The sequence below is a fragment of the Streptococcus vestibularis ATCC 49124 genome, from assembly GCF_000188295.1.
Classification (GTDB): domain Bacteria; phylum Bacillota; class Bacilli; order Lactobacillales; family Streptococcaceae; genus Streptococcus; species Streptococcus vestibularis.
Map to the genome: position 1 here is coordinate 529,186 of NZ_GL831112.1, position 14,561 is coordinate 543,746.

14 protein-coding genes are annotated in these 14,561 nt (G+C 41.6%); 11 read left to right on the forward strand and 3 right to left on the reverse strand.

Features of this window, described 5'->3' with window-relative positions; genetic code table 11:
- Positions 1 to 16 precede the first annotated feature (16 nt).
- Genes HMPREF9425_RS02800 through HMPREF9425_RS02810 form a run of 3 tightly spaced genes read right to left on the reverse strand, consistent with a single transcriptional unit; the run spans position 17 to position 1,894 of the window.
- On the reverse strand, positions 17 to 802 hold the full coding sequence (locus tag HMPREF9425_RS02800; protein ID WP_037621376.1) for a hypothetical protein: 786 nt from the start codon (positions 800 to 802) through the stop codon (positions 17 to 19).
- Positions 803 to 813: 11 nt separating this feature from the next.
- Positions 814 to 1,512, reverse strand: a complete 699-nt coding sequence (locus HMPREF9425_RS02805) for an ABC transporter ATP-binding protein (protein ID WP_003096604.1) — start codon at positions 1,510 to 1,512, stop codon at positions 814 to 816.
- Between the two features lie 4 nt (positions 1,513 to 1,516).
- Positions 1,517 to 1,894 (reverse strand): GntR family transcriptional regulator, encoded by a 378-nt coding sequence (locus HMPREF9425_RS02810; protein WP_003096605.1) that lies wholly within the window; start codon positions 1,892 to 1,894, stop codon positions 1,517 to 1,519.
- Positions 1,895 to 2,075: 181 nt separating this feature from the next.
- Between HMPREF9425_RS02810 and HMPREF9425_RS02815 the strand changes: the two genes are divergently transcribed.
- The 11 genes from HMPREF9425_RS02815 to HMPREF9425_RS02865 all read left to right on the forward strand — a co-directional run bounded on the left by HMPREF9425_RS02815 (position 2,076) and on the right by HMPREF9425_RS02865 (position 14,538).
- Entirely contained in the window at positions 2,076 to 2,870 is a 795-nt protein-coding gene (locus HMPREF9425_RS02815) for a Cof-type HAD-IIB family hydrolase (protein WP_003096606.1), read from the forward strand.
- Complete coding sequence (locus tag HMPREF9425_RS02820) at positions 2,863 to 3,681, forward strand: Cof-type HAD-IIB family hydrolase (protein ID WP_003096607.1); 819 nt, start codon at positions 2,863 to 2,865, stop codon at positions 3,679 to 3,681. Before HMPREF9425_RS02815 ends, HMPREF9425_RS02820 begins: the two co-directional genes overlap by 8 nt.
- A gap of 10 nt (positions 3,682 to 3,691) precedes the next feature.
- A complete protein-coding gene (gene ftsY, locus HMPREF9425_RS02825) occupies positions 3,692 to 4,996 on the forward strand; it encodes a signal recognition particle-docking protein FtsY (RefSeq protein WP_003096608.1) in 1,305 nt (434 codons plus the stop codon).
- Positions 4,997 to 5,216: 220 nt separating this feature from the next.
- Positions 5,217 to 5,846, forward strand: coding sequence for a guanylate kinase (gene gmk / locus HMPREF9425_RS02830; RefSeq protein WP_003094729.1), 630 nt, complete (start codon positions 5,217 to 5,219; stop codon positions 5,844 to 5,846).
- A gap of 21 nt (positions 5,847 to 5,867) precedes the next feature.
- Entirely contained in the window at positions 5,868 to 6,182 is a 315-nt protein-coding gene (gene rpoZ / locus HMPREF9425_RS02835) for a DNA-directed RNA polymerase subunit omega (RefSeq protein ID WP_003093276.1), read from the forward strand.
- Positions 6,183 to 6,323: 141 nt separating this feature from the next.
- Entirely contained in the window at positions 6,324 to 8,720 is a 2,397-nt protein-coding gene (locus HMPREF9425_RS02840; RefSeq protein ID WP_003096610.1) for a primosomal protein N', read from the forward strand.
- Positions 8,721 to 8,737: 17 nt separating this feature from the next.
- Complete coding sequence (gene fmt / locus HMPREF9425_RS02845) at positions 8,738 to 9,673, forward strand: methionyl-tRNA formyltransferase (RefSeq protein ID WP_003096612.1); 936 nt, start codon at positions 8,738 to 8,740, stop codon at positions 9,671 to 9,673.
- Positions 9,663 to 10,985 (forward strand): 16S rRNA (cytosine(967)-C(5))-methyltransferase RsmB, encoded by a 1,323-nt coding sequence (gene rsmB / locus HMPREF9425_RS02850; RefSeq protein WP_037621653.1) that lies wholly within the window; start codon positions 9,663 to 9,665, stop codon positions 10,983 to 10,985. The genes fmt and rsmB overlap by 11 nt, the downstream gene beginning before the upstream one ends.
- A 43-nt stretch (positions 10,986 to 11,028) precedes the next feature.
- Positions 11,029 to 11,766, forward strand: coding sequence for a Stp1/IreP family PP2C-type Ser/Thr phosphatase (locus HMPREF9425_RS02855; RefSeq protein WP_003094327.1), 738 nt, complete (start codon positions 11,029 to 11,031; stop codon positions 11,764 to 11,766).
- On the forward strand, positions 11,766 to 13,634 hold the full coding sequence (gene pknB, locus HMPREF9425_RS02860; protein WP_003093571.1) for a Stk1 family PASTA domain-containing Ser/Thr kinase: 1,869 nt from the start codon (positions 11,766 to 11,768) through the stop codon (positions 13,632 to 13,634). The genes HMPREF9425_RS02855 and pknB overlap by 1 nt, the downstream gene beginning before the upstream one ends.
- Before the next feature lie 337 nt (positions 13,635 to 13,971).
- A complete protein-coding gene (locus HMPREF9425_RS02865) occupies positions 13,972 to 14,538 on the forward strand; it encodes a potassium channel family protein (protein WP_003096616.1) in 567 nt (188 codons plus the stop codon).
- Positions 14,539 to 14,561 lie beyond the last annotated feature (23 nt).

The window sequence follows — 14,561 nt, forward strand, 5'->3', positions numbered from 1 at the left end:
GGAACACGGTTTTTCTTTAGTCCAAATTTAAACGCTTTGTCATGATATAATAGGTACCAAAGTAACTTGCTGCGATGAGAATGAGAGATTGAACTAGACTAAAGATATATGACGAGTTATTAATTATAGTATTTGTTGCATTTCCGGTCAAGGATGCACCGATTCCAAAGAAGAAACCAATAAAGAATAGGATAGCCTGAATGGCAAAATAGGCGACAAATCCCATAAGAACTTTGTTATTATTGAAGAGGTTTCCGATACTGATACAGAGGTAATAGAATAGGATACTGCCAATTGTTCCTAAAATTGTAGTAGGGATGAAGAGATAGAGAGCTCCCATTTCTTTTAAGATTTGACCGAAGTAGCTGGTAGTCAGTAGGATATCTTTCATATCAAGGTTGAAAGTGGCTATAATGCCAATTGAAGCGAGTACAACGAGAGATGAAATCGTATCTAAAATAAAAGCTGCCAAAAGTTTAGACAAGATTAATTGGTGCGCTGAAACAGGAAGCGTGTTGCTTAGGTAGCCTTCTCGTCCAAAGACGCTAGTCGCAAAGCGTTTGATAATGAGAACAATGGTTGCGATATAGATGGTTCCCCAAACAACAATGGTAGCAATCACAATCAGTGTGAAGAAAGCCATAAACAGTAAGCTTGGTTCCTTGTGGCTGTGTTCAAAGGTGACCGTTAATTTTTGAAGCATTAAGCCCAAAGGTATGGACAGTAGGATGGCAATCCCATAGATGCCAAGATACCACTTGCGGACTGATTGTAATTCATACTTAACTAATTTCCAAAACATGCTCATACCTCCTAATTGTGGAACATCTCTCTAAAGAGTTTGTCGATAGATTTGCCATGGGCTTGACGGATATTATCAGCATCACCCTGAAGTTCAATCTGACCATATTTTAGGAAGACAACTTCATCTAGGACAGATTCAATATCTGCAATCAAATGGGTTGAAATAATAACAGAAGCATCTTCAGAGTACTGGTTGATGATAGTTTTAAGGATATAGTCACGTGATGCGGGATCGACCCCACCGATAGGTTCATCAAGGAGATAGAGTTTAGCCTCACGACTCATAACCAAAATCAACTGAACTTTTTCTTTGTTACCTTTTGAAAGGTCTTTGAGGTGCAAATCAGGCTGTAGTTTTAGATCCTGCAAGAGTTGCAAGGCAAGAGGATAGCGGAAGTCAGCATAGAAATCTTGGAAGAAGTCCAAGTAGTATTGGATAGTCTTACTTTCATCCAAATAAGTTGTATCGGGTAGATATGCCACTTGAGCTTTAGTGATAGGTGATGGCTGAAATCCATTAATAGTTACTAAACCAGAAGTTGGTTGGAGGAGGCCATTCAAAATCTTGATGAGAGTTGTTTTACCACTACCGTTTGGTCCTAAGAGACCAATGATTTTACCAGAAGGAATGGACATGGTCACATCTCTAAGGGCTGGAATACCATTATAGGTCTTGGTGAGATTTGTTAGAGTTACAATATCAGTCATCGGTCTATAAGTCCTTTCCTGTTTGTTCGATGTAGTCAGTAATGATAGCTTTGATTTCAGGTGAGCTAAAACCAATGGCTACCATCTCAGTGACAAAGTTTTTCATGAGACTTTGGGCAATCTCGTGCCGTTTTTGATCAATAAGTTTTTCATCTTCGGTAACAAAGCGGCCAGAGGTACGGGCAGAATAGACCAGCCCCTCTTTTTCAAGTTCTTGGAAGGCTCTTTGTACGGTGTTGGGATTGACCCCGGCTTCCTGAGCAAATTCCCTTACAGGTAGGAGTTGTTGTCTCATGCTCAATTCCTTGGAAGCTATCTTCAGTTTTACACGATAGGCGATTTGGAGATAGATTGGCGATTTTTCATCAAATGTCCAAGCCATAAAAGACTCCTTTCTAAAAGTATAATAGTATTATTTTTGTACTACAGTAATGATACAACTAAAACGATAAATTTGCAAGTAAAATGCTATATTTTCTCTAATTTCTTTAGCTTTTCCCTAACTTATATCCTTATTTTTGGTACAATAGGGGCAAGTATATTCGACCTGAAGGGAGATTATTTTGAAAATTTTAGCAACAGATATGGATGGTACTTTTTTGGACCACCTTGGTTCCTATGATAAGGCACGTTTAGATAAGCTTTTGGATGCTTGTGAAGCTAAAGATTGTGTCTTTACAGTAGCTTCTGGTCGAGCTCTCTTAGCTTTGGAAGAACTCTTTGACGGCTTTGTGGGCCGCATTGCTATTATTGCGGAAAATGGGGCCTTGGTTCAGTATAAGGGTGAAGTCTTGTTTGAGTCTAAGCTAGAACCTAAAGATTATTTGGAAATTGCAGATACGACTTTAGCCCTGCCAACTTGCGAGGGAATTCTTTTGTCAGGACGTCGAGGAGCCTATGCACCAAACGATGCAGATCCAGCCTATCTTAAGGCCATGGAACGCTACTATGAAAATGTTATGGCAACGGACCTTGAAGCGGTCACAGATGATATTTTCAAGGTAACTGCTAAGTTCCAAGGGGATACCATTATGGACCGTGGTGACTACCTCAACACAATCTTTGAGGATATGACAGCAGTGACAACTGGCTTTGATTCCATGGATATCATTCTTAAAGGTGTGGACAAGGGCTTTGGTCTCTACCATCTTTGTCAAAAGTTGGGATGCCAGGCTTCAGATGTCGTTGCTTTTGGCGATAATCTCAATGATATGGAGATGCTGACCTTTGCAGGGCATGCGGTTGCTACGGAAAATGCGCGTGATGAGATTAAGGAAGTAGCAGATGAGGTGATTGGTCACCATAAAGATGGTGCAGTCTTTGACTACATGGAAGGATTGGTAGGTTCAGATGTCTGAGATTAAATTACTAGCCTTGGACCTAGATGGGACCCTCTTTACCAAGGATAAGCAAGTAACAGCTGAAAATAGAGCTGCTCTTAAGGCGGCAGAAGCTGAGGGAATTCATGTGGTCATTACGACTGGTCGTCCTCTGCCAGCTATTACTCATATCTTGGAAGATTTGGGCTTGTTGGATGATAAGCACTATAGTGTGACCTTCAATGGTGGCTTGGTTCAGCGTAATAATGGGGATATCCTTATAAAGAAAGAGATGAGTCGAGAAGATTTAAAGCAGATTTATGCTGTCTTTGAACCTCTAGGGCTCCCTATGGATGTTATCAGTGATGGCATTGTCTATGGTGTTCCGAGTAAAGGAAATCATTCTCTCTATCGTCAGGCTAATCCTACCTTGACCTTCGTTGATGTGGATAGCATTGATGACATTCCTGAAAATATCGTCTATAATAAGGTAGTTACGGTCTGTGAGGAAGCATTTTTGGATGTCCAAATTGAAAAACTACCTAAACAGCTATATCAGAATTTTGAAGTTTTTAAGTCTCGTGAGATTATCCTTGAGGTCATGCCGAAAGGAGTTCATAAAGCTGTAGGCTTGAAACTTTTGTCTGATTATCTTACCCTTGATAAAAGTCAGGTTATGGCTATGGGAGACGAGGAAAATGACTTGACCATGTTGGAGTGGGCTGGTCTTGGTGTGGCTATGGCAAATGCTGTTCCTAAGGTTAAGGCTGTTGCCAAGGCAGTAACGACAAAAACTAATGAGGAATCTGGAGTGGCTGAGGCCATCCACAAATATATTCTAGAGAAATAAGGAGAACCAAATGGGTCTATTTGATCGATTATTTGGACAAGAGGAAAACCAGTCACAAGAAACTGTAGCAAATCAGGAATTTTCAGAAACTGAGGCTCTTGATAATCAAGACTTGTCAACAAGTGAAAGTCAAGCAGAACAGCTCAGTGAGTCAGAGACTCAAGTAGAAGAGATTTCGTCTACAGAATCTGTTGAAGAAAGCGAATCTACAGTGACAGAAGAAAGCCAAGTAACTGTGGATAACCACTTTGCGGATGTCATGGCTGATTACTATGCTAAAAAGGCTCAGGTAGCTGCTGCTGCAGAAAAAGGTGAAACAGTTACTTTTGAGGCTGTTCAAACCCGTAAAGTTGAGGAAAAAACTGAAGAAGTTCAGGCTTCAAAAACTGAAACAGAACAAGAAAAATATAATCGTACCCTTAAGAAGACGCGTACAGGTTTTGCTGCCCGCCTGAATGAATTCTTTGCGAATTTCCGTCGTGTTGATGAAGAGTTTTTCGAAGAATTGGAAGAAATGCTGATTCTTTCCGATGTAGGTGTTAATGTTGCAACGCAATTGACAGAAGACTTACGCTATGAAGCTCGACTTGAGAATGTCAAAAAGACTGAGGATTTGCAACGCTTGATTATTGAAAAACTTGTGGATATCTACGAGAAGGACGATATTTACAAGGAGCATATTAATTTCCAAGATGGTTTGACAGTTATGCTTTTTGTTGGTGTTAATGGGGTTGGTAAAACGACTTCTATTGGTAAGTTGGCACATAAATACAAACAAGAAGGCAAAAAAGTCATGCTGATTGCTGCAGATACCTTCCGTGCGGGAGCTGTTGCCCAATTGGTTGAATGGGGACATCGTGTTGATGTGCCAGTAGTGACTGGTGCTGAAAAGGCTGACCCTGCTTCAGTGGTTTTTGATGGTATGGAGAAGGCCCTTGCTGAAGGTGTTGATGTTCTTATGATCGATACTGCGGGTCGTTTACAAAACAAAGACAACCTCATGGCAGAGCTTGAAAAAATCGGCCGTATTATCAAGCGTGTGGTGCCAGAAGCACCTCATGAAACCCTCTTGGCTTTGGATGCCTCAACAGGTCAAAATGCCCTTAGTCAGGCTAAGGAATTTTCAAAAATTACACCTCTTACAGGTCTTGTCTTGACTAAGTTGGATGGTAGTGCCAAGGGTGGTGTGGTTCTAGCCATTCGCCAAGAGTTGGATATTCCAGTTAAGTTAATTGGTTTTGGTGAGAAAATTGACGACATTGGGGAGTTCCATTCAGAAGAATTCATGCAAGGTCTCTTGACTGGATTGGTTTAAAAAGAGTGAGTACTGGGAAAAGAGATTCACTCTTTTTAATGGTGTCCTCACCTTGAAAAAAGTCGCTTTTATTGATAAAATAGTAAGAAATACGACTGCTTTGAAAAGTGAGCTGTAACTTAATCACTGAACAACCCCTAAGCCATAAAAAGAGATGATTTACTTCTCTTTTTTAAGGTGAGTCATAAGAAGAATTTTAATCTTAGTTTAAGGAGAAGACATGTCTGAACGTGGACTTTTAATTGTTTTTTCAGGGCCTTCTGGTGTCGGAAAAGGAACTGTTCGTCAGGAGATTTTTTCAACACCTGACCACAAATTTGAATACTCGGTATCGATGACCACACGTGCTCAACGTCCTGGTGAAGTTGATGGAAAGGATTATTTCTTCCGTTCGCGTGAGGAATTCGAAGAGCTTATTCGTAATGGTCAAATGTTGGAATATGCTGAGTATGTGGGCAACTACTACGGAACACCCTTGACCTATGTCAATGAAACCTTGGATAAAGGGATTGATGTTTTCCTTGAAATCGAGGTTCAAGGGGCCCTACAGGTTAAGAAAAAGGTTCCAGATGCTGTCTTTATCTTTTTGACACCACCAGATTTGAACGAACTTGAAGAACGTTTAGTTGGCCGTGGAACGGATTCTGAAGAAGTTATTGCCCAACGTATTGAACGTGCGCGTGAAGAGATTGCTCTCATGAGCGAATACGATTATGCCATTGTCAATGATGAGGTGCCTTTGGCTGCCGAGCGTGTGAAGCGTGTTATTGAAGCGGAACACTTCCGAGTTGACCGTGTGATTGGTCACTATCGTAATATGATTTCAGACAAGAAATTATCAGATAAATAAATTAGAAATAGGTATAGAATTATGATGTTGAAACCCTCTATTGATAAACTTTTGGATAAAGTGCCTTCAAAATATTCATTAGTTATTTTGCAAGCAAAACGTGCCCATGAATTGGCAGCTGGTGCTGAACCTACTCAAGAATTTTCGGCTGTAAAATCTACGCTTCAAGCCCTTGAAGAAATTGAATCTGGTAATGTCACTATCCACCCAGATCCAGAAGCTAAACGTGAATTGGCACGTTTGAAAGTTATCCAAGCGCGTCTTGCTGCTGAGGAAGAAGAACGTAAAATCAAAGAGCAAATCGCTAAAGAAAAAGAAGAAGGCGATAAAATCTAAAATCAAAGTCTTGCTTTGGTTTACAAGGATAGGAGGAGCTGAGGCATAGTGTCTCAGCTTCCTTCTTTATGATGAATATCACTAGCTCAAGATTTCTGGAGTTTAGGAAATCGCTGGTCCAAAGGTGAAGAGAGGAGATATATGGTGTTAGTTGCACAAATAATTGTAGATGTTCCTCTGATGCAGACGGACAGGCCTTATAGTTACCTTGTACCCGAATCCATGCAGGGGCAAATTGCCATCGGCATGAGGATTCATGTACCTTTTGGTAAAGGAAATCGTCTCTTGCAAGGGTTTGTTATTGGCTTTGGAGAGCAAGAAAATGTAAGAAAGCTGCCAGACTTGAAGTCAATTGCGGAACTTTTGGATTATGAACCAGTCCTTAATCAGGATCAGCTGGATTTGGCTGACCAAATGCGACACACGGTTTTTTCCTATAAGATTTCCATCTTGAAGTCTATGCTTCCGGGTCTCCTTAATTCACAGTATGACAAAGTTATCATGGCAACTGATAAACTGAGCGAAGAGGAGAGGGACATTTTTCTTCAGGGGCGAGATCATATTCTCTTCTCCCAATTGTCGAAGGAACAAGGTCAAGCTATTCCGCGTCTGGTGGAATCTGGTCGCGTAACGGTTGATTACATTGCTAAGGATAAACAAAATATAAAAACGGAGAAGCATTATAGTGTTCAAAGGGGCATTTTAGAGACTTTGGATATTTCGCAACGAGCCAAGAAACGGATGGAGCTGCGCGACTTCTTGTTAGAAAAGAATGAGTCTGGAAAGTTGGTAGACCTGCACAAACTTTTTTCTCGAGATGTGGTGAAGTTTTTCATTGGTACTGGAGCTCTATCTATCACTGAAGTTGAGGTCAATCGTGCTGATAGCTACTTTGAAAAGGTAGAGAAGACGGATTTTCTAGAGCTTAATACTCAGCAGGCATATGCTGTTGAAGTAATGACAGGTCAGATTGGTCATGGTGGGAAGCCGTTCTTGTTGGAAGGAGTGACGGGGTCAGGTAAGACTGAGGTTTACCTACATCTCATTGAGAGAACCTTGGCTATGGGGAAAACGGCTATTGTCTTGGTTCCAGAAATTTCTCTGACGCCACAAATGACCAATCGTTTCATCTCCCGTTTTGGTGACTTAGTAGCAATCATGCATTCAGGTTTGTCAGACGGTGAGAAATTTGACGAGTGGCGTAAGGTTAGGTCTGGTCAGGCCAAGGTTGTCGTAGGAGCGCGTTCGGCTATCTTTGCTCCTTTGGAAAATATTGGGGCTATCATTATCGATGAGGAGCATGAGGCTACTTATAAACAAGAGTCCAATCCTCGTTACCATGCTAGAGATGTGGCCTTGCTTAGGGCTAAGAGTCATGGAGCTGTGCTTGTACTTGGGTCAGCTACGCCTTCTATTGAGTCGCGAGCGAGGGCTCAGAAAGGGGTCTACCATTTTCTTGAGTTGACGGAGAGGGCCAATCCTAAGGCTAAAATTCCGCAGGTGGAAGTGGTGGACTTTAAGGACTTTGTAGGTCGACAAGAGGCGAGTGATTTTACGCCCCCTCTCTTAGAGAAAATCCGAGAACGCTTGGCACGTAAGGAACAAGTCGTGCTAATGTTGAACCGTCGTGGCTATTCCTCTTTTGTCATGTGTCGTGACTGTGGCTATGTGGATGATTGTCCGAACTGTGATATTTCACTGACTTTGCATATGGATACTAAGACCATGAATTGTCACTATTGTGATTTTCAAAAAGCTATTCCTCATGTTTGTCCTAACTGTCAGAGTCGCCAGATTCGCTATTATGGGACTGGAACACAAAAGGCTTATGATCAATTGACGGAACTTTTGCCAGAAGCCAGAGTGATTCGTATGGATGTTGATACTACACGTAAAAAAGGGGCTCACGAGAAGCTCCTAGAGACTTTTGGAAGTGGCCAGGCTGATATTCTGCTAGGAACCCAAATGATTGCCAAGGGCTTGGATTTTCCCAATGTTACCTTGGTAGGGGTCTTAAATGCGGATACGTCGCTAAATTTGCCAGATTTTCGTTCGGCTGAGCGTACCTTCCAGCTTTTGACACAAGTGGCTGGTCGTGCTGGTCGTGCTGACAAGGAAGGGGAAGTTATTATTCAAACCTATAATCCTAGTCATTATGCCATTCGTTTTGCACAGCAACAGGATTATGAGGGATTCTATGCCTATGAGATGGCGATTCGACGTCAGTTGGCCTACCCGCCATATTTTTATACGGTAGGGATCACTCTTTCCCACAAGGATGAAGAGTTTGTAATCCGTAAGAGCTATGATGTCATGGCTTATTTAAGAGAACACTTGTCGGACAAGGTGACTTTCTTGGGACCAACACCAAAACCTATTGCCCGAACACATAACCTTTATCATTATCAGATTATTATCAAATATCGTTTTGAGGATAGCTTGGAAGAGACGCTTAATAGGATCCTTGATATGACTCAGGAACCTGAAAATAAGGATCTGCGTTTGATTATCGACCATGAGCCTCAGAATTTTACCTAATTTAGAAAAGGAAGAATATGACAAAAATAGTATTTATGGGAACGCCGGCCTTTTCAGCGACAGTGCTGGAGGGACTTTTGACAGATGAGCGTTACGACATTGTCGCTGTTGTCACACAGCCAGATCGTGCTGTCGGCCGTAAAAAAGAAATCCGCATGACACCGGTCAAGGAAGTAGCCTTGGCACATGACTTGCCAATCTATCAACCTGAAAAGTTGTCAGGTTCTGAGGAAATGGCACAACTTATGTCACTTGGTGCTGATGGGATTGTTACTGCGGCTTATGGACAATTTTTGCCAAGTAAGTTGCTTGATAGCATGGATTTTGCGGTGAATGTTCACGCATCGCTCTTGCCAAAATATCGTGGTGGTGCACCTATCCATTATGCCATTATCAATGGTGATGCAGAAGCAGGTGTGACTATTATGGAAATGGTCAAGGAAATGGACGCTGGTGACATGGTCAGCCAAAAGGCCTTGCCAATTCTGGACCAAGATAATGTCGGTACTATGTTTGAAAAATTGGCAGTTTTGGGTCGTGACCTCTTGCTTGAAACCTTGCCTGCCTACATTGCTGGAGAAATCAAACCTGTTCCTCAAGATGCCAGTCAGGTAACGTTTTCACCAAACATTAGCCCAGAAGAGGAACGCCTTGATTGGAATAAGTCGGCTCGTGACATCTTTAATCAAATTCGTGGCATGTACCCATGGCCTGTGGCACATACTTTGCTTGATGGTAAACGTTTCAAAATTTATGAAGGAGACTTAGTAGAAGGGCAAGGACAGGCTGGTCATATTATCGAAAAAACTAAGAAGAGTTTGGTCGTTGCGACTGGTCAGGGGGCTATTTCACTTAAGAGTGTTCAGCCTGCAGGTAAACCTCGTATGGCTATTGTTGATTTCCTTAATGGAGTTGGTCGCAATCTTGAAGTAGGTGATGCATTTGGCCAATGATTGGAAAAAAACAGCCCGTGGACAGGCACTTGAAGTCTTAGAAGAAGTCTTCCAAGAAGGTGCTTACTCAAATATTGCTCTCAATGCACATCTGAGCAAGTCATATTTGACTGATAAAGACAAGGCCTTGGTGACGGAAATTGTTTATGGGACCGTAGCTCGTAAGATTACTTTGGAGTGGATTTTAGCCCATGTCATCGAGGACCGAGATAAGCTTGAACCTTGGGTCTACGACCTCTTGCTTTTGAGTCTATACCAGTTGGCCTATTTAGATAAGATTCCAGCCCATGCGGTGGTTAATGATGCGGTTTCTATTGCCAAAAATCGTGGCAATAAAAAAGGAGCTGAGAAGCTGGTGAATGCAGTTCTTCGTAAACTATCTAGCCAGCCATTGCCAGATCCAAGCGAGATTAAACGTGTCAATAAACGCTATTCTGTTCAATATTCCCTACCTGTATGGTTGGTGAAAAAGCTTATTGACCAGTATGGGGAAAAGCGAGCCCTTGCTATTTTTCAAAGTCTCTTTGTTAGAAATAAGGCTAGTGTGCGTGTAACGGATGCGTCACGTTTGGAAGAGATTGCGGAGGCCACTGGAGCAGAGCGTTCAGATTTGTCACCAGTCGGGCTTGTTAAATCTTCGGGTTATTTTGCTGGGACTGATTATTTTAAAGAGGGCTTATTGACCATTCAGGATGAGACTAGTCAGCTAGTTGCACCAACTTTAGGAATTCAAGGTATGGAAGAAATTCTGGATGCTTGTGCAGCACCTGGTGGTAAGACGGTACATATGGCCTCTTATTTGACGAGTGGACATGTGACGGCGCTTGACCTCTATGATCATAAGCTTGTCCTTATCGAAGAAAATGCACAACGTCTTGGCCAGGCTGATAAGGTTAGGACTCAGAAGCTGGATGCTAGTCAGGTGCATCAAGTCTTTCCATCTGATAGTTTTGACAAGATTCTAGTGGATGCTCCTTGCTCAGGGATTGGTCTCATTCGTCGAAAACCAGACATTAAATACAATAAGTATCTCCAAGACTTTGAATCCCTCAAGTCTGTGCAATTGGATATCTTATCCAGTGTTTGTCAAACCCTACGAAAAGGTGGTATAATAACCTATAGTACTTGCACCATCATAGCAGAAGAAAATCAAGAGGTGATTCAAGCCTTTCTTGAGAGCCATCCTGATTTTGAGCAAGTTGCCTTGGATCATCCATGCAAGGACATCGTGGTCAATGGCTGTTTGGCTATTACCCCCGAACAGTATCTAACTGATGGTTTTTTTATCGCTCAGTTGCGTAAGAAGGTCTAGGGTTACAGAGGAGGAAACACTGACGCAAGTCAGAAAGAAAATTATGGAAATATCATTATTAACAGACATTGGCCAAAAACGGTCAAACAATCAAGATTTTGTTAATAAATTTGTCAACAAGGCTGGTGTTACACTTGTCATTGTTGCAGATGGAATGGGTGGACACCGTGCTGGAAATATTGCCAGTGAGATGTCAGTAACTGACCTTGGTCGTGACTGGATTAACACTGATCTACGTGAGTTGAGCCATATTCGTGATTGGATGATTGCTGCCATCGATGAAGAAAATCGTAAAATCTATGAGCTTGGTCAAAATGAAGAATATAAAGGAATGGGAACAACTATCGAGGTTCTTGCCTTAGTTGATAATGCTGTGATTTTCGCTCATGTTGGGGATTCACGTATTTCCCTTATCCGTAATGGTGAGTATAAGCAATTAACGAACGATCACTCCTTGGTTAATGCTCTTATCAAGGCTGGTCAGTTGACAGAAGAAGAAGCAGCAGTTCACCCACAACGTAATATTATTACGCAATCTATAGGGCAAGCTGCTCCAGTTGAAGCAGATCTTGGTGTTCAACAATTGGAACCGGGAGATTATATTTTGGCCAATTCAGATGGATTGACTAATATGATTTCAATTGAACAGATTATTCATATTGTTAACAGTCCTGGTTTCGTCGAAGAAAAAACCAGTCGTTTAGTTGCCGCTGCCAATGAGGCCGGTGGTTATGATAATATTACCGTTGCTCTCATCAAAGTAGAAAGTGAGGAAGGATAATGATCCAAGTTGGCAAATTGTTTGCTGGACGTTATCGAATCCTTAAGTCTATCGGACGTGGCGGTATGGCGGATGTTTATCTGGCTAACGACCTGATTCTGGATAATGAAAGTGTAGCTATTAAGGTGCTACGTACCAATTATCAAACTGATCAGGTTGCTGTGGCGCGTTTCCAGCGTGAAGCGCGTGCCATGGCTGAGCTTAGCCATCCGAATATCGTTGCGATTCGAGATATTGGTGAAGAAGACGGTCAGCAGTTCTTGGTGATGGAGTATGTGGACGGTTCGGACTTGAAGAGATTCATTCAAGACCATGCTCCGTTGTCTAACCAAGATGTTGTGCGTATTATGGGGGAAGTCCTTTCCGCCATGACTCTTGCCCACCAAAAGGGCATTATTCACCGTGACCTTAAGCCACAGAATGTTCTATTAACTAAGGATGGTAGAGCTAAGGTTACAGACTTTGGTATCGCAGTAGCATTTGCTGAAACCAGTCTGACACAAACTAACTCAATGTTGGGGTCAGTCCATTATTTGTCACCAGAACAGGCACGTGGTTCTAAAGCCACTATCCAAAGTGATATCTATGCTATGGGGATTATGCTCTTCGAAATGTTGACAGGGCATATTCCTTTTGATGGCGATAGTGCAGTAACCATTGCACTTCAACATTTCCAAAAGCCCCTGCCATCGATTTTGGCTGAGAACCGTAATGTTCCTCAAGCGTTAGAAAATGTTGTTATTAGAGCAACTGCTAAAAAGCTTGAAAATCGTTACAATAGCACTTTGGAAATGAGTCGCGACCTAGTAACTAGTTTACATCCTAGTCATAGTCGTGATTCTAAAGTAGTTTTTGATGACATGATGGATACTAAGACCCTGCCAAAGGTTGATTCAGTTCCATCAGTAGGTCCTGAGAAAAAGGTTTCTCCTAAACCATCAGAGCCAACACCGGCTCCAAGCAAACAACCGAGGGAAAAAGCTTCTCTAGCTAAAAAGAAGAAAAATCCCTTTTCAACTCTACTCAAGGTTTTCCTAGGCTTAGTCTTTATAGGAATTATCATTTTTGCCTATCTTGTTTTTACCAATCCTGACAATGTTCAGGTGCCAAATGTTGTAGGTCAAGAGTTGTCAACAGCTCAGACGAAACTTGAAAGTGCAGGCTTTAAAGTTGGCGATGTTAATGAAGTCGAGAATGATTCAGTCGATAAGGGCAAAGTTATCAAGACCGACCCTACAGCTGGGACAACGCGTAAAGAGGGAACAAGCATTGATGTCTATGTTTCTTCTGGTAGCAAAGGTTTCACTCTGAAAAATTACAAGGGGAAAAATTATAAGGATGCCATTGAGGATTTAACTTCGAATTATGGGGTTTCCGAGGATCAAATTGATATTCAACATGTTGAAGACGATGATGCTAAAGAAGGTGAAATCCTATCTCAAAGTCCGGAGAAAAACAAGTCCTTCAATCCTAAAGATAGTAAGGCAAAAATCAAGTTCCGTGTGGCAACTCCTAAGACCATAACTATGCCTGATGTGACTGGTTTAACTGTCTCGACAGCAGTCCAAACCTTGAATCGTAAAGATATTTCAAGTAGCAGTATTGAGTATCACGACTATAATACTGGTGTTAAGTTGGATAAGAGTAAGGTACCTAGTAATACAGAGGTACTTTATCAAGACCCACAAGTTGGTACTGCCGTTGATGGTACAGTGATTCTCTATGTTTCAGTTGTAACTGAGAGTTCAAGCATTCAACAGTCAAGCTCAGCAAGTACGACACATTCGTCGTCATCTACAAGTTCTAGTTCTGAAAGTACAGCTTCTAGTACCGAAACAGCTACTGAAGCTACCCACACAGAGCAATAATAAGTTTTGAAATCTTAGATATAAGAGAAAGAGAGGTTTTTTGCCTCTCTTTTTGATTCAATTGCTTGGGGATTTTAAAGTGGTTGCTTGTCAGGAATGGCAGATTCTTTTATAATGAACGCGTCACATAGAGGAGAGGCGCAATGAGAAACCGTAGAAAACTGAAAAAGGTATATTATTAGCTACGATATTGTCATGACGGTTCTATCCCTTCTTTCCATAGGGAGAGTAATTTTTGATTTGGTTGGGTTGATTATTATTGGGAGACACTCTTTTCTATTTATTAATCAGACCATTACCCTTATATTTTGCTTTAGGTTATATTATTTGTTTCTCCTTGGCACTTCGGAAGCGGATTTTTGTTAAAACGCATGTCTTGGACTTGTTGGCTATTGTTCCTTACAATGAAGTCTTCACCTTCCTTTGTTTTTCAAGGGTGGGACGCTTTGCTCGTTTGGTAAAAATCTCACGTCTAATTAGTTTAAGTAGTAAGCTTAAGCATAATTCAAATCGTATTAATCGTAGGAATGGTTTTTACTTTTTGCTTTCGGTTAATAGTATTATCATCCTTATCAGTAGTGCTATTATCGCCCGTGTGGAGCATCATAATTTTATAGATGCTATTTGGTGGTCTGTGGCAACAGTTTCCACAGTAGGGTACGGGGAAAGTGTCCCTAAAACCCTCGTAGGTAAGGTAATTGCTGTTGTGCTCATGTTTAGTGGAATTACTACTCTGGGGTTGTTGACTAACTCTCTTAATAATATTTTGGTACGTTCAGGTCGCCAAACTGAACGAAAATTAGCTGAGTTTGAGAAGGAGTTGGCTGAACAACGTGCCATTCTTGAGGAAATCAGAAGTACGGTGCTTGCTATGAGTAGGAAAATGGATAAGAACGACGACTAGGTTTTCTGTAGATTAAAGATTGT

Coding starts and splice junctions, on each gene's coding strand:
- HMPREF9425_RS02820 (WP_003096607.1), top strand. CDS start 2,863: ATGTCTGAGATTAAATTACTAGCCTTGGACCTAGATGGGACCCTCTTT.
- rpoZ (WP_003093276.1), top strand. CDS start 5,868: ATGATGTTGAAACCCTCTATTGATAAACTTTTGGATAAAGTGCCTTCA.
- HMPREF9425_RS02840 (WP_003096610.1), top strand. CDS start 6,324: ATGGTGTTAGTTGCACAAATAATTGTAGATGTTCCTCTGATGCAGACG.
- ftsY (WP_003096608.1), top strand. CDS start 3,692: ATGGGTCTATTTGATCGATTATTTGGACAAGAGGAAAACCAGTCACAA.
- HMPREF9425_RS02805 (WP_003096604.1), bottom strand. CDS start 1,512: ATGACTGATATTGTAACTCTAACAAATCTCACCAAGACCTATAATGGT.
- HMPREF9425_RS02800 (WP_037621376.1), bottom strand. CDS start 802: ATGTTTTGGAAATTAGTTAAGTATGAATTACAATCAGTCCGCAAGTGG.
- HMPREF9425_RS02810 (WP_003096605.1), bottom strand. CDS start 1,894: ATGGCTTGGACATTTGATGAAAAATCGCCAATCTATCTCCAAATCGCC.
- HMPREF9425_RS02855 (WP_003094327.1), top strand. CDS start 11,029: ATGGAAATATCATTATTAACAGACATTGGCCAAAAACGGTCAAACAAT.
- fmt (WP_003096612.1), top strand. CDS start 8,738: ATGACAAAAATAGTATTTATGGGAACGCCGGCCTTTTCAGCGACAGTG.
- pknB (WP_003093571.1), top strand. CDS start 11,766: ATGATCCAAGTTGGCAAATTGTTTGCTGGACGTTATCGAATCCTTAAG.
- gmk (WP_003094729.1), top strand. CDS start 5,217: ATGTCTGAACGTGGACTTTTAATTGTTTTTTCAGGGCCTTCTGGTGTC.